General features: G+C 73.1%; 18 protein-coding genes. 10 read left to right on the forward strand and 8 right to left on the reverse strand.

Going from position 1 to position 22,190, the window contains the following annotated elements; translation table 11 throughout:
• Positions 1 to 4: 4 nt before the first annotated feature.
• The gene (locus tag SCATT_RS20570; RefSeq protein WP_014145068.1) at positions 5 to 1,453 is read right to left on the reverse strand and encodes a cytosine permease; all 1,449 of its coding nucleotides are present in this window, start codon (positions 1,451 to 1,453) and stop codon (positions 5 to 7) included.
• Positions 1,454 to 1,624: 171 nt separating this feature from the next.
• Here SCATT_RS20570 and ureA point away from each other — a divergent pair, with 171 nt between their 5' ends.
• The 5 genes from ureA to cimA all read left to right on the forward strand — a co-directional run bounded on the left by ureA (position 1,625) and on the right by cimA (position 7,957).
• Positions 1,625 to 2,314 carry an urease subunit gamma gene (gene ureA, locus SCATT_RS20575; protein WP_014145069.1) on the forward strand — a complete coding sequence of 230 codons (690 nt, stop codon included), beginning with the start codon at positions 1,625 to 1,627 and terminating at the stop codon, positions 2,312 to 2,314.
• Positions 2,311 to 4,050: an urease subunit alpha gene (locus tag SCATT_RS20580; RefSeq protein ID WP_014145070.1), complete on the forward strand. Its 1,740-nt coding sequence runs from the start codon at positions 2,311 to 2,313 to the stop codon at positions 4,048 to 4,050. Before ureA ends, SCATT_RS20580 begins: the two co-directional genes overlap by 4 nt.
• 41 nt (positions 4,051 to 4,091) lie before the next feature.
• Positions 4,092 to 5,126, forward strand: coding sequence for an agmatine deiminase family protein (locus tag SCATT_RS20585; RefSeq protein WP_014145071.1), 1,035 nt, complete (start codon positions 4,092 to 4,094; stop codon positions 5,124 to 5,126).
• A 43-nt stretch (positions 5,127 to 5,169) separates the two neighbouring features.
• Positions 5,170 to 5,802, forward strand: coding sequence for a TetR/AcrR family transcriptional regulator (locus tag SCATT_RS20590; protein ID WP_014145072.1), 633 nt, complete (start codon positions 5,170 to 5,172; stop codon positions 5,800 to 5,802).
• 475 nt (positions 5,803 to 6,277) lie between these two features.
• Entirely contained in the window at positions 6,278 to 7,957 is a 1,680-nt protein-coding gene (gene cimA / locus SCATT_RS20595; protein ID WP_014145073.1) for a citramalate synthase, read from the forward strand.
• Positions 7,958 to 7,978: 21 nt separating this feature from the next.
• Here cimA and SCATT_RS20600 read toward each other — a convergent pair whose 3' ends face one another.
• Positions 7,979 to 8,998, reverse strand: a complete 1,020-nt coding sequence (locus SCATT_RS20600; protein ID WP_014145074.1) for a hydroxyacid dehydrogenase — start codon at positions 8,996 to 8,998, stop codon at positions 7,979 to 7,981.
• 389 nt (positions 8,999 to 9,387) lie between these two features.
• Between SCATT_RS20600 and SCATT_RS20605 the strand changes: the two genes are divergently transcribed.
• The 5 genes from SCATT_RS20605 to SCATT_RS20625 all read left to right on the forward strand — a co-directional run bounded on the left by SCATT_RS20605 (position 9,388) and on the right by SCATT_RS20625 (position 15,916).
• Positions 9,388 to 11,766, forward strand: a complete 2,379-nt coding sequence (locus tag SCATT_RS20605; protein ID WP_014145075.1) for a polysaccharide lyase 8 family protein — start codon at positions 9,388 to 9,390, stop codon at positions 11,764 to 11,766.
• A gap of 140 nt (positions 11,767 to 11,906) precedes the next feature.
• Positions 11,907 to 12,968 carry an HpcH/HpaI aldolase/citrate lyase family protein gene (locus SCATT_RS20610; protein ID WP_014145076.1) on the forward strand — a complete coding sequence of 354 codons (1,062 nt, stop codon included), beginning with the start codon at positions 11,907 to 11,909 and terminating at the stop codon, positions 12,966 to 12,968.
• Positions 12,969 to 12,976: 8 nt separating this feature from the next.
• Entirely contained in the window at positions 12,977 to 13,849 is an 873-nt protein-coding gene (locus SCATT_RS20615) for an HpcH/HpaI aldolase/citrate lyase family protein (protein ID WP_014145077.1), read from the forward strand.
• A gap of 239 nt (positions 13,850 to 14,088) precedes the next feature.
• Positions 14,089 to 15,672, forward strand: a complete 1,584-nt coding sequence (locus SCATT_RS20620) for an acyl-CoA carboxylase subunit beta (protein ID WP_014145078.1) — start codon at positions 14,089 to 14,091, stop codon at positions 15,670 to 15,672.
• A 37-nt stretch (positions 15,673 to 15,709) separates the two neighbouring features.
• Positions 15,710 to 15,916: an acyl-CoA carboxylase subunit epsilon gene (locus SCATT_RS20625; RefSeq protein ID WP_014145079.1), complete on the forward strand. Its 207-nt coding sequence runs from the start codon at positions 15,710 to 15,712 to the stop codon at positions 15,914 to 15,916.
• Between the two features lie 76 nt (positions 15,917 to 15,992).
• Here SCATT_RS20625 and SCATT_RS20630 read toward each other — a convergent pair whose 3' ends face one another.
• From SCATT_RS20630 to SCATT_RS20655, 6 genes are all read right to left on the reverse strand, one after another.
• Positions 15,993 to 16,571: a GTP-binding protein gene (locus SCATT_RS20630; protein WP_014145080.1), complete on the reverse strand. Its 579-nt coding sequence runs from the start codon at positions 16,569 to 16,571 to the stop codon at positions 15,993 to 15,995.
• Positions 16,552 to 17,112 (reverse strand): DUF742 domain-containing protein, encoded by a 561-nt coding sequence (locus SCATT_RS20635; protein ID WP_014145081.1) that lies wholly within the window; start codon positions 17,110 to 17,112, stop codon positions 16,552 to 16,554. The genes SCATT_RS20630 and SCATT_RS20635 overlap by 20 nt, the downstream gene beginning before the upstream one ends.
• 132 nt (positions 17,113 to 17,244) lie before the next feature.
• Positions 17,245 to 17,667: a roadblock/LC7 domain-containing protein gene (locus tag SCATT_RS20640; RefSeq protein WP_014628422.1), complete on the reverse strand. Its 423-nt coding sequence runs from the start codon at positions 17,665 to 17,667 to the stop codon at positions 17,245 to 17,247.
• Positions 17,668 to 20,838, reverse strand: a complete 3,171-nt coding sequence (locus SCATT_RS20645) for a sensor histidine kinase (protein WP_014145083.1) — start codon at positions 20,836 to 20,838, stop codon at positions 17,668 to 17,670. It lies immediately after the preceding gene.
• A 328-nt stretch (positions 20,839 to 21,166) separates the two neighbouring features.
• On the reverse strand, positions 21,167 to 21,745 hold the full coding sequence (locus tag SCATT_RS20650; protein ID WP_014145084.1) for a GTP-binding protein: 579 nt from the start codon (positions 21,743 to 21,745) through the stop codon (positions 21,167 to 21,169).
• The gene (locus SCATT_RS20655) at positions 21,726 to 22,133 is read right to left on the reverse strand and encodes a DUF742 domain-containing protein (protein WP_014145085.1); all 408 of its coding nucleotides are present in this window, start codon (positions 22,131 to 22,133) and stop codon (positions 21,726 to 21,728) included. The genes SCATT_RS20650 and SCATT_RS20655 overlap by 20 nt, the downstream gene beginning before the upstream one ends.
• Positions 22,134 to 22,190 lie beyond the last annotated feature (57 nt).

A 22,190-nucleotide genomic window follows, 5' to 3' on the forward strand; every position in this document is an offset into this window, starting at 1 on the left:
ATCGTCAGACCGTTACCGCCGGCCCCTGGCCGGTCACGGCCGCGTCCTCTTCCGTCTCGCGCGGGAGCGGATGCGGCCGTCGCGCGTCGAGCGCCAGGTAGCACCCGGCGGTCACCGCTGCGGCGATCAGGAAGCTGACGTCGATGCCGCCGGTGTACCTCAGCAGCGGGCCGCTGTAGAGCGGGGTGTCCACCGCCATCAGCCCGACCGCGCTGCCGGCCGCCCACGCCACGGTGGCCTGGAGGTTCCACCCGGCCGTGTACCAGTAGATGCCGCCCACCGTACGGCGGTTGTAGACCTGGAGCGACTCGGGGTCGTACCGCCCCCGCACCCGGGCGAAGCCGAGCAGCGTGATCACCGCCCACGGGGTGCCCACCGCGGTGAGGACGAGGACGAACGAGGTCATGGCGTCCTGCGCGGCCCAGGCGAAGTGGCCGAGGAAGACCAGCACGGTGGAGACCGCGGCGACCACGTAGGTGGCCTGGGTACGGGTGGCCTTCGGCAGGATGGCGTCCAGGTCGAGCCCCATGCTGTAGAGCATCAGGCCGGCGTTGCCCACCGAGCCGGCCGAGGCGTTGACCAGCAGCAGCACCAGGTACCAGGCGGGGCAGGCGGCCACCAGCGGGCCGGCGTAGTCCGGGCCGGCCGCGTCCACCGCGAGCGCCGTGAAGGTGCCGAACAGCTGCGGCACCAGCAGCCCGACGACCAGGCCGAAACAGGTGCCGAGGAAGACCGCGCGCGGGCGGTGCCGGGTGGGGGAGACGTAGCGGGTGTAGTCGCCGAGCAGCGTGATGAAGGCCATCGGGCCGCTGAGCCCGGCGGAGACCGCGGAGAGCAGCCAGGTGGGCCGGAAGCCGCCCAGCAGGTAGTGCGAGCCGTGCGCCGGTGAGGTGTGGAACGCCCCGGCGTAGGCGAGGACACCGGCCAGCAGCAGCACCGTCAGCCCGACCGCGAGGATGTTGCTCAGCCGCAGCAGCATCCGGTAGCCGAAGACCGCCGAGGTGGCGGTGGTGGCGGCCAGCACCGCGTAGACCACCGCGTAGGTGGCGGCGCCGGCGGGCAGCCCCAGCATCCGGTGGAGGCAGCCGACCACCGCGTCACCGCCGACCCACAGCGTCAGCGCGGTGTACCCCAGCGACAGCAGCAGCCCGATCAGGGACCCCAGCAGCCGGCCGCGCACCCCGAAGTGGGCGCCGCTGGAGGTCGACAGGTTGGTCGCCGACCGCAGCGAGACCAGCGCCAGCGGCGCCACCAGCACCACGCCGACCACGGTGCCCGCCGCCAGTGAGGTCAGCGACCCCCACCAGCCCAGCCCGAAGGAGACCGGCAGCCAGCCGAAGACGATCACCCCCAGCGCGAGGTTGGAGCCCAGCAGGATGGCCACCACGTCACGTGGACCGCTGGTGCGCTCCGCTTCGGGGACGGTGTCGACTCCCCGCTGTTCGATCTCCATGGGGCGGCTCCTCGCACGGCACGGGCATTTTAGAACGCCGCTCAATGTGACTCACGGAAGGCTTCCGGTCAATGCCTGGCGTCACGTGGATGAATTTTTAGAGTGATGTTCTAATGTGGGGGGTCGGCAGTTGCCGACCCCTTCGTCCGATCCCATCGGGAGGTGTGGCCGGTGCGGCTGACCCCCACCGAACGCGACCGCCTGTTGCTGTTCGGCGCCGCGCAGCTCGCGCGGACCCGGCTGGCCCGCGGGCTCAAGCTCAACGTCCCCGAGGCCACCGCGCTCATCGCCGACACCGTCTGCGAGGCCGCCCGGGACGGCGCCCGGCTCGCCGACGCCATCGAGGCCGGCCGCCGCGCCCTGCGCCCCGACGACGTGCTGCCCGGGGTGGCCGACGTGGTCGGCGACGTGATGGTCGAGGCCGTCTTCGCCGACGGCTCCCGGCTCGCCGTGGTCACCGACCCCATCGCCGGCGGCTCCCTGGGCGAGCGGGCCCCCGGCGCCGTCCTGCCCGGCCCGGCCGACCCGGCGCCCGAGCCGGCCGTCACCGTCACCGTCCGCAACACCGCGAGCGTGCCGGTGAGCGTCACCTCGCACTTCCACTTCTTCGAGGCCAACCCCCGGCTCCACTTCGACCGGCGGGCCGCCTACGGCATGCGGCTCGCCGTACCGGCCGGCTCCTCGGTGCGCTTCGGACCCGGCGAGGAACACCCGGTCGGCCTGGTGCCGATCGGCGGCGACCGGATCGCCATCGGCTTCGCCGGACTCGTCGACGGACCGCTGGACGCCCCCGGCGCCCGCGAGGAAGCACTGCGCCGCGCCGCTGCCTGCGGCTACCTGGGAGCGGAGGAGGACCGATGAGCCGCACCACCGGCAGCTCGCACCTGAACCGGCACACCGACACCCGTACCACCGTCGACCCGCACGAGTACGCCGCCACCTACGGGCCCCGGGCCGGCGACCGGATCCGGCTCGGCGACACTGGGCTGGTGATCCGCGTCGAATCCGACGCCCAGCGGCCCGGCGACGAATTCCTCGCCGGCTTCGGCAAGACCGCCCGCGACGGACTCCACCTCAAGGCCGCCGCCGTCCGCGACACCTGCGACGTGGTCATCAGCAACGTCGTCGTCATCGACGCCGCCCAGGGCGTCCGCAAGGTCTCCATCGGCATCCGCGAGGGCCGCATCCACGCCATCGGCCGGGCCGGCAACCCCGACACCCTCGACGGGGTGGACGTGGTGGTGGGCACCGGCACCACCATCGTCTCCGGCGAGGGCATGATCGCCACCGCCGGCGCCGTGGACACCCACGTCCACCTGCTCTCGCCACGCGTCATGGAGGCGTCGCTGGCCTCCGGGGTGACCACCGTCATCGGCCAGGAGTTCGGCCCGGTGTGGGGCGTGGGCGTCAACTCCCCGTGGGCGCTGCGCCACGCGGTGAACGCCTTCGACGCCTGGCCGGTCAACATCGGCTTCCTGGCCCGCGGTTCGTCCTCCGACCCCGCCCCGCTGGTGGAGGCGCTGGCCGAGGGGGGCGCCTGCGGCTTCAAGGTCCACGAGGACATGGGCGCCCACGCCCGCGCCCTGGACACCGCGCTGCGGGTGGCCGAGGACCACGACGTCCAGGTCGCCCTCCACTCCGACGGCCTCAACGAGTGCCTGACCGTCGAGGACACCCTGCGCGTGCTGGACGGGCGCACCATCCACGCCTTCCACATCGAGGGCTGCGGCGGCGGCCACGTCCCCAACGTGCTCAAGATGGCCGGGGTCGGCAACGTCATCGGCTCCTCGACCAACCCCACGCTCCCCTTCGGCCGGGACGCGGTCGCCGAGCACTACGGCATGATCGTCTCCGTCCACGGCCTCAAGCCCGACCTGCCCGGCGACGCCGCCATGGCCCGCGACCGCATCCGGGCCGGCACCATGGGCGCCGAGGACGTCCTGCACGACCTCGGGGCGATCGGCATCACCTCCTCCGACGCCCAGGGCATGGGGCGGGCCGGGGAGACGGTGGCCCGCACCTTCGCCATGGCCGCCAAGATGAAGGCCGAGACCGGACCGCTCCCCGGCGACGGCCCCGCCGACGACAACGGCCGCGTCCTGCGCTACATCGCCAAGCTCACCATCAACCCGGCCATCGCCCACGGCCTCGCCCACGAGATCGGCTCCATCGAGACCGGCAAGCTCGCCGACATCGTGCTGTGGCACCCGCGCTACTTCGGCGCCAAACCGCAGCTGGTGCTCAAGGCCGGCTTCCCCGCCTACGGCGTCACCGGCGACCCCAACGCCGCCACCGACACCTGCGAACCCCTCGTGCTGGGACCGCAGTTCGGGGCCTACGGCGCCACCGCCGCCGACCTGTCGGTGGTCTTCACCGCCTCCGCCGCGGCCGAGGCGGCCGGTGACCGGATGCCCACCAGGCGCCGCCGGGTCGCGGTCCGCGGCACCCGCGGCATCGGCCCCGCCGACCTGGTGCTCAACTCCCGCACCGGCAGCGTCGACGTCGACCCCCGCAGCGGCCTGGTCACCCTCGACGGGGAACCGCTCCGCTCCGACCCGGCCGAACAGGTCGCCCTGTCCCGGCTGTACTTCCTGTGACCCGCTGTGACCGTCCCCCACCCCGACCGAGGAATGGCCCGATGACCGCACCGCCCGCCGCCGACGGCTTCCGCATGCCCCCCGAGTGGGCCCCGCACGCCCGCACCTGGATGGCCTGGCCGTCGCCGAACGTCACCTTCGACACCGAGCAGGACCTGGCCGGATCCCGCTCGGCCTGGGCCGCGGTGGCACGGGCGGTCGCCCGCTTCGAACCGGTCACCATGATCGCCCGCCCCGAGGACGCCGACGCCGCCCGCGCCGCGCTCGGCCCCGGGATCGAGGTGGTCGCCCGGCCGCTGGACGACGCCTGGATGCGCGACATCGGCCCCACCTTCCTCACCGGCGGCGGCCGGCTCGCCGCCGCCGACTGGACGTTCAACGGCTGGGGCGCCCAGGACTGGGCGAGCTGGGAGCACGACGCGGCGATCGGCGCCGAGGTCGCCGCCCTGGCCGGCGCCACCCGCTACGCCTCCCGGCTGGTCAACGAGGGCGGCGGCATCCACGTCGACGGCGAGGGCACCGTGCTGCTCACCGAGACCGTCCAGCTCGACCCGGGCCGCAACCCCGGCTGGACCCGCGACCAGGTCGAGGAGGAACTCCACGGCTTCCTCGGCACCAGCAAGGCCGTCTGGCTGCCACGCGGCCTGACCGCCGACTACGGCCGCTTCGGCACCCGCGGCCACGTCGACATCGTCGCCGCCTTCGCCCGCCCCGGCCTCGTCGTCGTCCACAGCCAGCAGGACCCGGCCCACCCCGACCACGAGGTCTCCCGGGAGACCGCCGCCCTGCTGCGCGCCACCACCGACGCCCGCGGCCGGACCCTGGAGGTCGTCGAGCTGCCCGCGCCCACCGTCACCGAGGCCGACGGGGAACCGGTGGACTACTCTTACGTCAACCACTACCTGTGCAACGGTGGCGTCGTGCTGTGCGGTTTCGACGACCCCGCGGACGAACGCAACGCGGAGATCTTCGCCAAGCTGTTCCCCGAGCGCGAGGTGGTCGTGGTCGACGCCCGCACGGTCTTCGCGCACGGCGGCGGCATCCACTGCATAACGCAGCAGCAGCCCGCGGTGTGACCGCCGGTCCGGGTCTGCGCGTTCCGGACGAACAGGAGACACGGTGCCCGGACCGGCCCGGACCCGGCGGCGGCTCAAGCAGCCCCGGGAACAGGTGATGGCCGCCGCCATGACGGCCATCGCCGAGCGCGGCCTGGCCGAACTGACCATCGCCGGGCTCGGCCGCGAGGTCGGCATGAGCAGCGGCCACGTCATGTACTACTTCGGCAGCAAGGACGAGCTGCTGCTGCGCACCCTGGAGTGGAGCGAGGCGCAGCTCGGCGCGGAACGCCGGGCCGCCCTCTCCCGCCCGGTGCCCGCCCGGCAGCGGCTCGACGCCTTCGTCGACCTGTACCTGCCCGACGGCCACCGCGACCCGCGCTGGGTGCTGTGGTCGGAGGTGTGGAACCGCTCCCAGCCCGGCGAGGACGCGCTGCGGCGCCAGCTCGAACTGGAGCTGGCCTGGCACCGCGACCTGGTGGCGCTGACCGCCGAGGGGATCTCCCGCGGCGAGTTCCGAGCCGTGGACCCCGAGCGGTTCGCGGTACGCACCCGGGCGCTGCTGGACGGCTTCGGCACCCACCTGGTCGTCGGGCTCCCCGGCACCGACCGGGCCGAAGTCCTCGGTCACGTCGCCGAGTTCCTCGCCGAGGCGCTGCTCATCCCCGGCGGAACGGACGCCACGCCCGCATCGTGAGACACCCCGCCCGCCCCGGCGGCGATGTGCCACACTGCCCCCGTGTCCTCGTTCGCCATTATCGGCAGCAGGCGCGCCGGTCCGCAGTGACCGCCTCCGCGCAGCACCACGGCGCGAGGACGATCACCGTGTCCCAGACCCGCGCGCAGACCTCTCGCACCCGCGAGGGGTCTTTTCGTTTCCCGGACCATCACCACCGGGCGGCGGGCGCGAGGGAATACTGGGGGCAAGTGGAGCCGGGCCTAGTGCTGCGTCAACCGAGGTTCGCCCGGTAAGGAGCGGCGTCCGGTGCGGTGCCTCGCAAGGCGCCGGGTCGGCCTCGCCCCCTGCCCCGCGGGGGGACCCCCGGGGCCTACTCGGTCGATCCGGCAACGCCGCGAGGCGCCGTGCCGGGCGTCGCGACGGGGCGAACCTCGGTTGACGCAGCACTACGGACAAACGTGCCCGACCACCCACCCGACAGGAGCTCACCACCATGACCGCCGTACCCGACCCAGCCTCCTCGCTCCCCGCGGCCGACGACTTCCACGTCTTCGACACCACGCTGCGTGACGGCGCCCAGCGCGAGGGGATCAACCTCACCGTCGCCGACAAGCTCGCCATCGCGCGCCACCTGGACGACTTCGGGGTCGGATACATCGAGGGCGGCTGGCCCGGCGCCAACCCGCGCGACACCGAGTTCTTCGAGCGCGCCCGGGACGAGATCACCTTCCGCCACGCCCGCCTGGTCGCCTTCGGCGCCACCCGCAAGGCCGGGGTGGCCGCCGCCGACGATCCGCAGGTCGCCGCGTTGCTGGCGTCCGGCGCCCCGGTGATCACCCTGGTCGCCAAGGCCCACGACCGCCACGTGGAGCTGGCGCTGCGCACCACGCTGGAGGAGAACCTGGCGATGGTCCGCGACACCGTCGCCCACCTGCGCGCCCAGGGCCGCCGGGTCTTCGTCGACTGCGAGCACTTCTTCGACGGCTACCGGGCCAACCCCGGGTACGCCCTCGACGTGGTGCGCGCCGCCCACCAGGCCGGCGCCGAGGTGGTGGTCCTGTGCGACACCAACGGCGGCATGCTCCCCGCCCAGGTCGGCACCGTGGTCGCCGCCGTGCTCGCCGCCACCGGCGCCCGCCTCGGCATCCACGCCCAGGACGACACCGGCTGCGCGGTGGCCAACACCCTCGCCGCGGTCGACGCCGGCGCCACCCACGTCCAGTGCACCGCCAACGGCTACGGCGAACGCGTCGGCAACGCCAACCTCTTCCCGGTGGTCGCCGCGCTGGAACTCAAGTACGGCCGCGAGGTCCTCCCGGCCGGCGCGCTCGCCGAGATGACCCGCATCTCCCACGCCATCGCCGAGGTCGTCAACCTCACGCCCTCCACGCATCAGCCGTACGTGGGTGTCTCCGCCTTCGCGCACAAGGCCGGGCTCCACGCCTCCGCGATCAAGGTCGACCCCGACCTGTACCAGCACATCGACCCCGAACGCGTCGGCAACACCATGCGGATGCTCGTCTCCGACATGGCCGGCCGCGCCTCCATCGAGCTGAAGGGGAAGGAACTCGGCTACGACCTCACCGGCGACCGCGACCTCGCCGGCCGGGTGGTGGAACGGGTCAAGGAACGCGAACTCGCCGGATACACCTACGAGGCCGCCGACGCCTCCTTCGAACTGCTGCTGCGCGACGAGGTCACCGGCGCCGCCACCCGCTTCTTCCGTGTCGAGTCCTGGCGCACCATCGTCGAGCAGCGCCCGGACGGCGTCCAGGTCAACGAGGCCACCGTCAAGCTGTGGGCCAAGGGCGAGCGGATCATCGCCACCGGCGAGGGCAACGGCCCGGTGGACGCCCTCGACCGCGCGCTGCGGGTCGGGCTGGAACGCATCTACCCCCAGCTCGCCCGGATGGAACTGGTCGACTACAAGGTCCGCATCGTCGAGGGCCGCCACGGCACCCGCTCCACCACCCGCGTCCTCGTCTCCACGAGCGACGGCGGAGAGTACGCAGGGGCGCGAAGCGCCTCCGTTGAGGGTGGTGGTGGGCGACGGGCGGGCGAGTGGTCCACCGTCGGCGTCGGCGGCAACGTCATCGCCGCCTCCTGGCAGGCCCTGGACGACGCCTACACCTACGGGCTGCTGCGGGCCGGCCTCGAACCGCCCCGGGACTGACCGGCCCCAGGGCCCAAGCCGTCACGCCGACCGGGACAGCGTCTCCGGGCGCACCGGATCGGCGTACGGCAGCCCGGCCGCGTACCGTTCCAGCTCCGCCACCGCGGCGTGCGCCAGGCGGGACAGCTCGTTGCCGAGCGAACCGGCCACATGCGGGGTGAGCAGCACGTTCGGCAGCTCGTACAGGGGTGAGCCGGGCGGCAGCACCTCCGGCTCGGTGTGGTCGAGCACCGCGTGCAGCCGGCCCCGGACCAGCTCCGCGGTGAGCGCCTCGGTGTCCACCAGGGAGCCGCGGGCGGTGTTGACCAGCGTGGCGCCGTCCGGCAGCAGGGCGAGCCGGGCGGCGTCGAACAGATGGCGCGTCGAGGGGAGTTCGGGGGCGTGCAGGGTCACCACGTCGCTGCGCCGGGCCAGTTCGTCCAGGCCGGCCGGTTCCGCGCCCAGCTCCCGTACCTGATCCTTCGTCAGATACGGGTCGTGCAGCAGCACCCGCAGGTCGAACGGGCGCAGCAGCTCGATCACCCGGCGCCCGATCCGGGAGGCGCCCACCACGCCCACGGTGCGGCCGAAGTTCCCCACCCGCCCGAAGGCGGCCGGCCCCGCCGGAGGGCGCCGGTCCCGGCGGTAGGCGTGCGCCGCGGCCAGGACGCCCTTGCCGGCGAAGAGGATCGCCGCCACGGTGTACTCCGCCACCGGCACCGCGTTGGCCGCCGCCGCCGACGCAACGGTGAGCCCGCGCTCCCAGCACGCCGTGGTGACGTGGTGCTTCACCGACCCGGCCGCGTGCACCACGGTGCGCAGCGCCGGCATCCGGTCCAGCGCCTCCCCGGTCAGCGGCGGACACCCCCACCCGGTCAGCAACGCCTCCGCCCCCGCCAGCGCCTCCCGCACCGCCGGATCGGCGAAATCCGTGACCACCAGCCCCGGATCGAACTCCGCCACCGCCGCCAGCCGCCGCACCACCACCGGATCCAGCAACTCCCCGCACACCTCGGCACTCATGGCCAGCACCAGTCGCGGCCGGGCGGAGGACGAGGTCATACGACGGCTCCCGGGGTCGGACCGGACAAAGGCTGAGGCGGACGTCGGTCGGCGGTACCCACGACACCGTACGGGCACCGGTGACGCGACCGGAACGGCGCGGACGGGGCGCCCCGGCTTCGTTCCGGCGGCGGCCGGGGCCGGTGCGGGGGACTGGGAAGCAGCTCCCTCCGGGCGAGTGGGACGCCCCGGCGGCGGCCAGGGCGACGTAGCCCCGGTGTCCGGGCTGCCCGGCGGGAGGCCCCTCGCCGGGGCGGTGGCGCTCACTCGATCGTGGGCGTTTCCGCACGGCCGGTGTCGGGGCTCTCGTCGTGGGGCGCCGTCCGTGCTACACCGGCCATCCGGTCGTCCCTTCGCCGGGCGACGCCCCTCCCGAAGGAGGTTCCGCCGTGGCCGCCGCTTCCCCGTCCCGACGGACGTTCCTCGCCGCGGTGTCCGGCGCGGCGCTCGCCCTCGGTGCGCCGTCCGTCGGCCACGCCGCGGCCGGCGACGAGTTCGACACCCTCAGGCTGCGCTGGAGGGACCTGATCCTCGGTACCGGCTACGACCCCGCCGCCCAGCCCTTCGCCGGGGCCCTGGCCGCCCTCGGGGCCACCGCGGCCGGGTACCACGCCGCCATGGCCCCGGCCGCGGGGTCGCTCTGGCCCGATCTGCCGCTGGCCGCCAACTCGGCGCACATCACGAGCAGTTGGGCCCGGCTGAACGCCATGGCCCAGGCGTGGGCGCAGCCCGCCACCGGGCACACCGGCGACGCCGAACTGGTCGCGGCGGTGGCCAAGGGGATGGACCACCTGTACGACCAGGTCTACAACGAGCGCACCAGCCCCTACGGCAACTGGTGGGACTGGCAGATCGGCAGCCCGCGGCTGAGCCTGGACACCGCCGTGCTGGCGCACGACGCCCTCACGGCGGGGCAGACCGCCCGGTGCGTCAGGGCCGTCGACCACTTCGTGCCCGACTCGGCGGTCGCCTCCTACAGCGGCACCAGCACCGGCGCCAACCGCACCGACCTGTGCCGGGTGCTCGCGGTACGCGGACTCCTCGGCCGCACCGCCGCCAAGCTGGCGCTGGCCCGGGACGCGCTCTCGCCGGTGTTCCCCTACGTCACCAGCGGCGACGGACTCTACGCGGACGGCTCGTTCGTCCAGCACACGTACGTCGCCTACACCGGAACCTACGGCGAGGTCCAACTCGACGGCCTCGCCCGGCTGTTCGCGCTGCTGGCCGGGTCGAGCTGGCAGGTCACCGACCCGGCCCGGGGCCACGTGTTCGACGCCGTCGAGCACGCCTACGCGCCCTTCCTCCACGACGGCCTGGTCATGGACGTGGTCAGCGGGCGTGCCGTCAGCCGCGGGCTGGCGGCCGGCGACCCCGGCGGCGTACCCGCCGACGACCACCTGCGCGGCCACGCCATCATGGCCCACATCGTGATGCTCGCCGACAGCGCCGGTGCCGCGCGCCGCGACCGGTGGTACGGCCTGGTCAAGGGGTGGGTGGCCCGTGACACCTACCGCCCGGCGCTGACCGACCCGGGGCTCGGCGTGGCCGACCTCGCCCGGCTCGCCACCGCCGCCCGCAGCCGCGTCCCCGCCCGCCCCGAACCCGTCGGCCACCGGCTCTTCGCCGCGATGGACCGCGCGGTGCACCGCCGCCCCGGCTGGACCGCCGCGCTGTCGATGTGCTCGCGCCGGATCGCGTACTACGAGACCGGCAACGGGGAGAACCCGTGCGGCTGGCACACCGGCGACGGGATGCTGACGTGGTGGGCGGGGGAGCGCGGCGGCGGCCAGTACAGCGACGGATTCTGGCCCACCGTCGACCCCTACCGGCTGCCCGGCACCACCGTCTCGCGCAAGCGGCTCGCCGACGGCGCGGGCGGCGAGTGGGGCGCGGCCCGCCCCGACACCGACTGGGCCGGCGGCACCACCGACGGGGAGTTCGCCGTGACCGGGCAGCACCTGGAGGGGCTCGACTCCACCCTGACCGCCCGCAAGTCGTGGTTCTGGCTGGCCGACGAGGTGGTCTGCCTCGGCGCCGGGATCACCTGCCGGGACGGCACGGGGATGGAGACCGTGGTGGACAACCGCGACCTCGGCGCCCACGGCACCCCCGTCCTCACCGTGGACGGCGTCCGGCAGCCCGGCGCGCAGGGCTGGACCGCGACCTTCCGGCACGCCCGCTGGGCCCACCTCGACGGCCACGGCGGCTACCTCTTCCCCGGCGGCACCCGGCTCTCCGCGCTGCGCGAGGAACGGACCGGCACCTGGCGCCGGATCAACCCGGGCGGCTCCACCGAGCCGGTCACCCGGCGCTACCTCACCCTGTGGACCCCGCACGGCACCGACCCGTCCGGCGCGGCCTACGCCTACGTGCTGATGCCGGGGGCGAGCAGGGACGCCACCGCCGCCCGCGCCGCCGACCGGGGCCATCTGCGGCTGCTGGCCAACTCCGGTCGCCGGCAGGCCGTCGAGGTGCCCGCCCTCGGCGTCACCGCCGCCAACTTCTGGACCGCCGGCACCGCCGCCCGGCTGACCGTCACCGCCCCGGCCGGCGTCCTGCTGCGCCGCACCGGTGCCACCGCCCGGATCCACCTGGCCGCCCCCGACCGCACCGGCACCCCGGTCCGGCTGCGCTGGGCGCATCCGGTGCGCCGCGTGCTCTCCGCGGGACCGGGCGTCGAGGTGGTCCGCACCGCACCGGCGCTGGAGATCGCGGTGGACCCCGGCACCGCCTGCGCCACCCGCACCGTCGTGGTGCGCACCGGCTGAGGAACGGGCCACGGACGGTGACCAACGGCACAGATACCGACCGGTAACGTAACCGCCCCGGCGCCCCTAGAGTGAGGGCCGGATGGCGCCGCCGGTACGCCGGCGGCCACCGCACCCCTCGATCCGACCAGGGAGACTGCATGCGCTCTCCGAAGGACTTCTTCCGCCCGCTGGCCGTCGGTGCGCCGGCCCCGCTGCGCGAGGTGCCCTTCCGGCCGTCACGGATGATCCACTTCTTCGACCCGGGCAACGCGAAGATGGCGGCCAAGGTCCCCGACATCGCCCCCCAGGTCGACGTCCTGCTGGGCAACCTGGAGGACGCCGTCGCCGCCGACCGCAAGGAGGCCGCGCGGGCCGGACTGGTCGAGATCGCCAAGGCCGTCGACTTCGGCGCCACCCAGTTGTGGACCCGGATCAACAGCCTGGACTCGCCGTGGGTCCTGGACGACCTGGTCACCCTGGTCACCGAGGTCGGCGACAAGCTCGACGTGATCATGGTGCCCAAGGTGGAGGGCGCCGAGGACATCCACTACGTCGACCGCCTCCTGGCCCAGCTGGAGGCGAAGGCGGGGATCACCCGGCCGATCCTGGTGCACGCCATCCTGGAGACCGCCACCGGCGTGGCCAACGTCGAGGAGATCGCCGGGGCGAGCCCGCGGATGCAGGGCATCTCGCTGGGCCCGGCCGACCTCGCCGCCAGCCGCCGGATGAAGACCACCCGGGTCGGCGGCGGCCACCCCGGCTACCTGGTGCGCGAGGACCCGCACGGCGACCAGGACACCCCGCGCGCCACCTTCCAGCAGGACCTGTGGCACTACACCATCGCCCGCATGGTCGACGCCTGCGCCGCGCACGGGATCCTGCCGTACTACGGCCCGTTCGGTGACATCAAGGACACCACCGCCTGCGAGGACCAGTTCCGCAACGCCTTCCTGCTGGGCTGCGTGGGCGCCTGGTCGCTGCACCCGGTGCAGATCGCCATCGCCAAGAAGGTCTTCTCGCCCGCCCCCGCCGACGTCGCCTGGGCCCGCAAGGTGATCGCCGCCATGGGCGACGGCACCGGCGCGGTGATGATCGACGGCAAGATGCAGGACGACGCCACGTACAAGCAGTGCCGGGTGGTGGTCTCGCTCGCGGACGAACTCGCCGCCCGCGACCCGGAACTCGCCGCCGCCTACGCCGCCGCGCAGGACGAGGAGTGAACCACGCCATGACCGAGCCCGACCCGCGTCCGCGCCGCAGCGTGCTCTACATGCCCGGGGCCAACGAACGGGCCCTGGAGAAGGCGAAGTCCATCCCGGCCGACGCCCTCATCCTCGACCTGGAGGACGCCGTCGCCCCGGACGCCAAGCCCAAGGCCCGCAAGCGGGTCGCCGCCGCCGCGGCCTTGGGCGAGTACGGCCACCGCGAGGTCACCATCCGGGTCAACGCCCCCGGCACCGCCTGGCACGAGGACGACCTGCGGGCCGTCGCCGAGGCCGGGCCGGACGCCGTGGTGGTGCCCAAGGTCGAGTCGGCGGCCACCGTGCACGCCGTCGAACGCGCCCTGGAGGCGGCCGGCGCCCCGGACCGCACCGCGATCTGGGCGATGGTGGAGACCCCGCGCGCGATGCTCGACGCCCGCGCCGTGGCCGCCGCCTCCCAGCGGCTGACCGTCCTGGTGATGGGCACCAACGACCTCGCCAAGGAGTTGCACGCCGAGCACGTCCCCGGCCGCGCCCCGCTGCTGACCGGGCTGTCGCTGGCGCTGCTCGCCGCCCGCGAGCACGGCAAGGTCATCCTGGACGGGGTCTACAACGACGTGAAGGACGCCGCCGGGTTCGAGGCCGAGTGCGTCCAGGGCCGCCAGCTCGGCTTCGACGGCAAGACGCTGATCCACCCGGCCCAGGTCGAGCCGTGCAACCGGCTCTTCGCCCCCTCCGCCGACCAGGTCGACCGGGCCCGGCGGATCATCGACGCCTTCGAGGAGGCCACCCGGGCCGGCCGTGGCGTGGTCACCGTGGACGGCCGGATGATCGAGAACCTGCACGTCGACGAGGCCCGCCGGGTACTCGCGCTGCACCGCGCCACCGGCGGGCGCTGACACGCGCGGCCGGGCCGTGGAGGAGACCGGCCGCCCGGACGGCGGCACGCCGCCGCGCCGTCCGGGCACCGGTCGAGTCCGCCGCACGGTGGTGCGGATGGTACAAACATCACCGCGTTCGGCGCAGCACGTGAGGCCATGTGCCGTGGGCCGACTGTGGAGACCCTCCATGAAGTCGCCTCGGACAGTGTGAGGATTCAACGCCGATTCCCGTGCCGGGGCGCTCGTAAGGTCGGTACATGACCGTTGTGGACGAGGTGCCGGCCGAAGCGAGTGACGCGCGTGGGCGGGTGGCGGAACTGCACGCCATCCGCGAGCAGGTGCAGCGGGGCCCGAGTGACCGGGCCACCGAGGCGCAGCACGCCAAGGGGAAGCTGACCGCGCGGGAACGCATCGGGCTGCTGCTGGACGAGGGGTCGTTCCACGAGGTGGAGCCGCTGCGCCGGCACCGGGCGACCGGTTTCGGCCTGGAGGCCAAGCGCCCCTACACCGACGGCGTGATCACCGGCTGGGGGACGGTCCACGGCCGTACCGTCTTCGTGTACGCGCACGACTTCCGGATCTTCGGCGGCGCGCTGGGCGAGGCCCACGCCACCAAGATCCACAAGATCATGGACATGGCGATCTCGGCGGGCGCGCCGTTGATCTCCCTCAACGACGGCGCCGGCGCCCGGATTCAGGAGGGTGTCTCGGCGCTCGCTGGCTACGGCGGCATCTTCCAGCGCAACACCCGGGCCTCCGGGGTGATCCCGCAGATCTCGGTGATGCTCGGCCCGTGCGCGGGCGGCGCGGCCTACTCGCCGGCGCTCACCGACTTCGTGTTCATGGTCCGCGAGACCTCCCAGATGTTCATCACCGGCCCGGACGTGGTCCAGGCGGTGACCGGCGAGAAGGTCACCCAGAACGGGCTCGGCGGCGCCGACGTGCACGCCGAGACCTCCGGGGTGTGCCACTTCGCCTACGACGACGAGGCGAGCTGCCTGGAAGAGGTCCGCTACCTGCTGTCGCTGCTGCCGCGCAACAACCGGGAGAACCCGCCGGCCGTCGAGCCCGCCGACCCCGCCGACCGGCGCTCCGAGGCCCTGCTCGACCTGGTGCCCGCCGACGGCAACCGCGCCTACGACATGCGCAAGGTGATCGAGGAGATCGTCGACGACGGCGAGTTCCTGGAGATCCACGAGCGCTGGGCGACCAACATCATCGTGGCGCTGGCCCGCCTCGACGGCAACGTGGTCGGCATCGTCGCCAACCAGCCGCAGGCGCTCGCCGGCGTGCTGGACATCGAGGCGTCCGAGAAGGCCGCCCGCTTCGTGCAGATGTGCGATGCCTTCAACATCCCGCTGGTGACCCTGCTCGACGTGCCCGGCTTCCTGCCCGGCGTCGACCAGGAGCACGGCGGCATCATCCGGCACGGCGCCAAGCTGCTGTACGCCTACTGCAACGCCACCGTGCCGCGGATCTCGGTGATCCTGCGCAAGGCCTACGGCGGCGCCTACATCGTGATGGACTCGCAGTCCATCGGCGCCGACCTGACCTACGCCTGGCCCACCAACGAGATCGCGGTGATGGGCGCCGAGGGCGCCGCCAACGTCATCTTCCGCAAGAAGATCGCCGAGGCCGACGACCCCGACGCCATGCGCGCCGCCATGGTCAAGGAGTACAAGTCCGAGCTGATGCACCCGTACTACGCGGCCGAACGCGGACTGGTCGACGACGTCATCGACCCCGCCGAGACCCGCTCGGTGCTCATCGGCTCGCTCGCCATGCTCCGCACCAAGCACGCCGACCTGCCGTCCCGCAAGCACGGCAACCCCCCGCAGTAGTTCCGGGTACCGGAAGATTCCTGGAGGAGAGCATCCTGTGAGCACCCCCGCCGAGCCGCTCGTGCGCGTCGAACGCGGCCACGCCGAGCCCGAGGAACTGGCCGCCATCACCGCCGTGCTGCTCGCCCGCGCCTGCGCCGCCCGCCCGGCCCGCCCCGAGCCGGTACGGGCCGTGGCCCACTGGCGGCGCCTGGAGCGCAGCCCCGGCTTCCAGTCGGCCCACTCCTGGCAGGCCGTCGCCTGACGCGGCGCCCGCCCGAAACGCAGCAGGTCCCCGCGGACCGAAGTCGTCCGCGGGGACCTCTTCGTCGTTCCGGCGCTCAGCGCAGCCGGGCCATCAGCGCGTGCTCGACCAGGGTGATCAGCGCGCTCTTGGCCTCGCCGCGGTGGCGGGCGTCGGTGGTGATGATCGGGGTCTCCGGCCCGATCTGGAGCGCCTCGCGCACCTCTTCCGGGGCGTACGGCTGGTTGCCGTCGAAGCCGTTGAGGGCGATGACGAACGGCAGCCCGGAGTTCTCGAAGTAGTCCACCGCCGGGAAGCAGTCCGCCAGCCGCCGGGTGTCGACCAGCACGATCGCGCCGATGGCGCCGCGCACCAGGTCGTCCCACATGAACCAGAAACGATCCTGCCCCGGGGTGCCGAACAGGTACAGGATCAGGTCCTCGTCCAGCGTGATGCGGCCGAAGTCCATCGCCACGGTCGTCGTGGTCTTGTCCGGCGCGTGCGTCAGGTCGTCGATGCCCGCGGAGGCGGACGTCATCACGGCTTCGGTACGCAGCGGGTTGATCTCCGATACGGCACCGACGAACGTGGTCTTGCCCACGCCGAAGCCGCCCGCCACCACGATCTTCGCGGAGGTGGTGGAGCGGGCTGCACCGCTAGAGCTTGCGAAGTCCACTGAGCACCCTTTCGAGCAGTGTCACATCTGGCTGTCCGCCGGCGGCTTCGTCGCCACCGGGCTGGTGGATGGCGACGAGTCCGGCCTCCGCCAGGTCGGCGACGAGGATTCGGGCGACGCCGAGGGGTATGGAGAGAAGAGCCGAGACCTCCGCGACCGACTTGACCTCCCGGCACAGCTGGCAGATGCGCTGGTGCTCCGGCAACTGCCCGCGCAGCCGGCTGTCGTCGGCCGTCGTGGACACCAGCGCCTCGATGGCCAGCTGGTAGCGCGGCCTGGTCCGGCCGCCGGTCATGGCGTACGGGCGCACCAGCGGCTGCTGGTCGGAGCCGACCGGGGTGGGCCGCGCCCGGCGGCCGTGCCGAGGCGGCACCGGGCCGGGGGCGGGCGGCTCCTGCTGCCACCCGGGCCCGCCGTACGGCCCGGCCGTGCCGTACGGCGAGGCGGGGTCGGCCTGCGGGCTGGGCGCGGAAGGGAAGTTGTAGCGGTTCGGTGGCTGGTGCTGACCGCCGTACGGGTGTCCGCCTGGGGGCGTTGCCACGATTCCTCCTCCTCCTTGGCGGGTGCCGATCACCGTCCCGCCTCGGGACCGTCGGACCTGTCCGGCTGTTGATGCGCCTGAGGAACCTTACGGAACGTCGGCGCATCAGCGCACACATGTCCGGCAGTTGAATCAGCCGAGCAGGCTTCCTTGCAGCTCAGCACGGAGATCAGGGGTGAGGACGCTGCCCGCCCGGTCGACGAGCAGCGCCATCTCGTAGCCCACGAGGCCGATGTCGCACTCCGGGTGGGCGAGCACGGCCAGCGAGGAGCCGTCCGAGACCGACATGATGAACATGAAGCCGCGTTCCATCTCGACGACCGTCTGGTTGACGGAGCCGCCCTCGAAGATGCGCGAGGCGCCGGCCGTCAGCGAGGTCAACCCCGAGGCGACGGCGGCGAGTTGGTCGGCGCGGTCGCGGGGGAAGCCCTCGGACATGGCGAGCAGCAGGCCGTCGGCGGAAACCACCACGGTATGGGAGACCCCCGGGGTGTTCTCCACGAAGTTGGTGATCAACCAGTTCAGGTTCTGTGCCGCCTGGCTCATCGGACTCAACTAACGCTCCTGGTGGTTGGGGCCGAGGCCCTGGCTGTCAGTTGGGGTGGACGGTGTGTCGGACCCCGCGGTGCGGCCCTGCTGGACGCCCCGGCGCAGATTGCTCAGCCGGCCGCGGACGTCCTCCGGGGCGCGGGAGACCTGTGGGCCGCCCTGCGGGGTCTGCTGTGCGGCACCGGGGACGAGGTTCGCCCGCGGTACCCGGCGGGGGAGACCGGAGGAGGTCACTCCGCCCGCCTTGGGCAGCTTGACCTGTTCGGCCCGCTGCCAGTTCTCGTCGTTGGCCGACCGCCACTCGTCGTCGTCCGTCCGGTCGGACCGGGGCGCTCCGTCGAAGAGGGAGGACGTCTCGCCGGCGCCGGAGGCCGACGGCGGCCACGGCCGCTGCCGGTCCCGCCGGGGCAGCCCCGCCGCGGTGGTCTCCCCAGGCCCGTCGGGGCCCGGGGTCGCGGAGTCGGGGCTGTCGGCGGAGGACCCGTTGCGCGGCGTGTCGTAGCCTACGCCCTCCGGAGCACCCGTGGGGGATTCCGGTTCAACTCGGTTGGCCCAGGTGCCCTGCGAGTATCCCGGGTCCCACGAGGTCTGCTGGTATTCCGCTTCGGCGCCTTGCCAGCCCTGCTGCGGGTACTCGGGCCGCTGCTCGAAGCCCTGGCCGAAGCCGGCCTGCTCGAACCCCGGCTGCTCGAACCCGGCCTGCTGCCCCAGGCCCTGGTCGTACCCCGGCTGCGGGGTGAAGCCGGTCCGCTGGTCGAAGCCCTGCGGCTGGTCGAAGCCCTGCCCGGGGGAGGGGAAGCCGCCGAAGGCGGACGGATCGGCCGGGGCGGCCTCGTCGTGCGGCGCGGGGGCGTCCTCGTCGCCGCGCCGGCGGTCCAGCGCGGCCCGGCGCTCCTCGCGCAGCAGCGAACGGCCCACCGGGTCCAGCGCCCGCGCGTCGTCCGGCACCTCGAAGGAGCGCTCGTCGAAGCCGAGTTCCGCGGCGGTGAACTCCCCGCTGTGGAAGTCCGAGGCGCTGTGCTCCGGCATCCGGCGGGAGACCTGGAAGTCGCCGCCCGGCTCGTCCTCCTCGCCGCCGCCACCGTGGGTGATCGGCTCCGGCAGCATCACCAGCGAGGTGGTGCCCGCCTGTTCGCCCGACGGGCGCAGCTGCACCCGGATGCCGTGGCGGTCGGCGAGGCGGCCCACCACGAACAGGCCCATGCGCTTGGAGACCTCGGCGTCCACCGTGGGCGGATCGGCGAGCTTGTGGTTGATGTCGGCGAAGTCCTCGGCGGTGAGCCCGATGCCCTTGTCGTGGATCTCGATCATCACCCGGCCGTCCGGCAGCCGGGTCGCGGTCACCGTGACCCGGGTGTGCGGCGAGGAGAACGAGGTGGCGTTCTCCAGCAGCTCGGCCAGCAGGTGCACCAGGTCGGTGACGGCCGCGCCGTGGATGTCGGTCTCCGGCACCCCGGATATCTCGATGCGCTCGTAGGACTCCACCTCGGAGGCGGCGGCGCGCACCACGTCCACCAGCGGCACCGGCTGGTTCCACCGGCGGCCGGGCTCCTCGCCCGCGAGCACCAGCAGGTTCTCGCCGTTGCGGCGCATACGGGTGGCCAGGTGGTCCAGGTGGAAGAGGTTCTCCAGCTGGTCCGGGTCGGCCTCGTTGTTCTCCAGGTCGGTGATGAGCGCCAACTGCCGCTGGATCAGGCCCTGGTTGCGCAGCGAGAGGTTGGTGAAGATCGCGTTGACGTTGCCGCGGAGCATGGCCTGCTCGGCGGCGAGCCGCACCGCCTCCCGGTGCACCTGGTCGAAGGCGCGGGCCACCTCGCCGATCTCGTCACCGGTGGTGATCGGGATCGGGGTCACCCGGGTGTCCACCCGGCCCGGATCGGTACGGGACAACTGGTCCACCAGCGCGGGCAGCCGCTGCTCGGCGACCTCGAAGGCGGCCGAGCGCAGCCGGCGCATCCGGTTGGACATCGCGCGGGCCATCAGACCGGCCACCACGAAGGCGGCGAGCACCCCGAGGAGCACGGCGGCGGCGTTGACGATGGCGTTGGTCCTGGCGTCCGAGGAGATCTGCTGCGCGTCGGTGGCGGCCTGGTCAGCCAGGTGCGACTCGATCGACCGGTAGGCGTCGAAGCCCAGCGTGGTCGCGGCCCACCACGACTGCGGGGTGACCCCCTTGGCGCGCAGCGCGGCCGGGGAGGCGCCGGAGGCGATCAGCTTGACCATGGTGGCGCGGTCCGGCGGCGCGGTGAAGGTGCCGCCCTGCGCCGCCTGGGCGCCGCGCGCCTGCTCCAGCTGCTGCTTGCCCTTGGCCTCGGCCGCGGCCACCGCGTCCTGGAGGCGCCCCAGGTCCTCCGGGGTGCCACCGCCCTTGTACTCCTCCAGCGCGATGTTCTCCAGGTACGCGTAGGAGGCGAGCGCGGTCTGCTGGGTCTTCAGCTCCGCCGCCGGCACCGGGCCCTCGGTGAGGATGTGGGTGCCGATCGCCCGGGTCAGCGACTCGGCGGCCTTGGCCAGCGAGATCGCGTACAGCGTGCGGCCGTAGGAGGTGATGTTGCTGGTGCCGAAGCCGAGGTCGTTGGCGAACTCCATCAGCGGGTGCTGGACCTCGACGTACCCCTCCTCGGTCTGCACGCCGGGGAGCTTGGCGGTGAAGGCGTTCTGCCGCAGCGTCGGCAGCCTCCCCTGCACCTGCCGGAAGGCGGCCAGCCGGCGCTGGAGGTCGGGGGTGCCGGGCGCCTGGCGCACCGTGTCCTCGAACTGCCGGGCGGCGTCGTCGGTGGCGGCCCGGGCCTGGAGCACCGCGGAGTTCTTGTCGTCCCCCTTGAGCAGGGGAACCACCGTGCGGTCCCGTTCGTCTATCAATGCGTGGCTGTAGGTCGCCGCGGCCCGGACGAGCATCGCCGTCCGGTAGGCGTCGTCAGCCTGGCTCCAGCGGTCCACCGCGCTGTTGACGTTGAAGCCGCCGACCACCAGCGCCACGAGGACGGGGATCAGCAGGATGGCGTTGAGCCGGGTGCGCACCCGCCAGTTGCCCGGGGAGAACCGCCCGCCGGACGGCCGTGCGGGTGCCCCCGTCTCGCCCGGGGACGGCTGCGCCCCACCGCCGGTGCCCGGCGGCGGGGTGAAGTTGCCCCGGGCCGGCTCCGCCTGCTCCGGCCGCTTCCGCTTGTTCCTCACTCGACCAACAACCTCTCGGCGCCGACACACCGACGTGCCGCCGTATCTACTCGCTGGTTCGAACGAATTCCAGCACGTCACGCGGGTGCTTTCCAAACGTCTGGAAACGCATCCCGTGGCCTCGACGGCGGGCGCCTAAAAGGGGCATAAGCTCAATTCGACGGCAAAACTCCTGGCTTGAGTGAGCAGTGTGGAGTGATTCGTGTGCGCGCGGTGGTCGCGCGGTGGGGATTGTCTGTCGAAACGTTATGAACGGGCGGACCGGCCGTGTCCGACGACACACCCGGCCCGCCCGGTCACAACTCGGCCGGGAAAAGGGCCACTTGAGCTACTTCAGCCGGGCCAGCAGCGCGTGTTCCACCAAGGTGATCAGCGCGCTCTTGGCCTCGCCGCGATGGCGGGCGTCGGTGGTGATGATCGGGGTCTCCGGCCCGATCTGGAGCGCCTCGCGGACCTCGTCCGGGGTGTACGGCTGGTACCCGTCGAAGCCGTTGAGGGCGATGACGAACGGCAGCCCGGAGTTCTCGAAGTAGTCCACCGCCGGGAAGCAGTCCGCCAGCCGCCGGGTGTCCACCAGCACCACCGCGCCGATGGCGCCGCGCACCAGGTCGTCCCACATGAACCAGAAGCGGTCCTGCCCGGGGGTGCCGAACAGGTACAGGATCAGGTCGTCGTCGAGGGTGATGCGGCCGAAGTCCATCGCCACGGTGGTCGTGGTCTTGTCGGTGACCTTGCTCAGGTCGTCGATCCCGGCGGACGCGGCCGTCATCACCGCCTCGGTGCGCAGCGGGTTGATCTCGGAGACGGCGCCGACGAACGTGGTCTTGCCCACGCCGAAGCCGCCCGCCACCACGATCTTCGCGGAGGTGGTGGAGCGGGCCACGCCGCTAGAGCTTCCGAAGTCCACTGAGCACCCTCTCCAGCAACGTCACGTCCGGCTGCCCGCCGGCCTCGCCACCGCCCGGCTGGTGGATCGCCACCATGCCGGCCTCCGCCAGGTCCGCCACCAGGATGCGGGCCACACCCAGCGGGATGGCCAGCAGCGCGGAGATCTCCGCGACCGACTTGATCTCCATGCACAGATGGCAGATCCGCTGGTGCTCCGGGAGCATCGTCTGGTAGTGCATCGGGTCGGCGGTGGTACTCACCAACGCCTCGATGGCGAGCTGATATCTGGGTCTGGTCCGGCCGCCGGTCATGGCGTACGGCCTGACCAGCGGCTGGTCGCCGTCACCGCCGTACGGCTCGTCGTGAGCGTAGCCGTACGGGCCGGGCGAGGCGGGTGGCGGGGTCATCTGGTTGTCCTCCGGGCGGAAGCTTCAGTGGCACGTGTGCGTGGGGGGAGTTGGAGA

Origin of the sequence: Streptantibioticus cattleyicolor NRRL 8057 = DSM 46488 (genome assembly GCF_000240165.1) — a bacterium.
Taxonomy (GTDB): Bacteria; Actinomycetota; Actinomycetes; order Streptomycetales; family Streptomycetaceae; genus Streptantibioticus; species Streptantibioticus cattleyicolor.

What these genes read in the sequence shown, in the direction of transcription:
- SCATT_RS20570 (WP_014145068.1), bottom strand. Translation starts at nt 1,453, where the DNA reads ATGGAGATCGAACAGCGGGGAGTCGACACCGTCCCCGAAGCGGAGCGC.
- SCATT_RS20580 (WP_014145070.1), top strand. Translation starts at nt 2,311, where the DNA reads ATGAGCCGCACCACCGGCAGCTCGCACCTGAACCGGCACACCGACACC.
- SCATT_RS20585 (WP_014145071.1), top strand. Translation starts at nt 4,092, where the DNA reads ATGACCGCACCGCCCGCCGCCGACGGCTTCCGCATGCCCCCCGAGTGG.
- cimA (WP_014145073.1), top strand. Translation starts at nt 6,278, where the DNA reads ATGACCGCCGTACCCGACCCAGCCTCCTCGCTCCCCGCGGCCGACGAC.
- SCATT_RS20600 (WP_014145074.1), bottom strand. Translation starts at nt 8,998, where the DNA reads ATGACCTCGTCCTCCGCCCGGCCGCGACTGGTGCTGGCCATGAGTGCC.
- SCATT_RS20610 (WP_014145076.1), top strand. Translation starts at nt 11,907, where the DNA reads ATGCGCTCTCCGAAGGACTTCTTCCGCCCGCTGGCCGTCGGTGCGCCG.
- SCATT_RS20615 (WP_014145077.1), top strand. Translation starts at nt 12,977, where the DNA reads ATGACCGAGCCCGACCCGCGTCCGCGCCGCAGCGTGCTCTACATGCCC.
- SCATT_RS20620 (WP_014145078.1), top strand. Translation starts at nt 14,089, where the DNA reads ATGACCGTTGTGGACGAGGTGCCGGCCGAAGCGAGTGACGCGCGTGGG.
- SCATT_RS20655 (WP_014145085.1), bottom strand. Translation starts at nt 22,133, where the DNA reads ATGACCCCGCCACCCGCCTCGCCCGGCCCGTACGGCTACGCTCACGAC.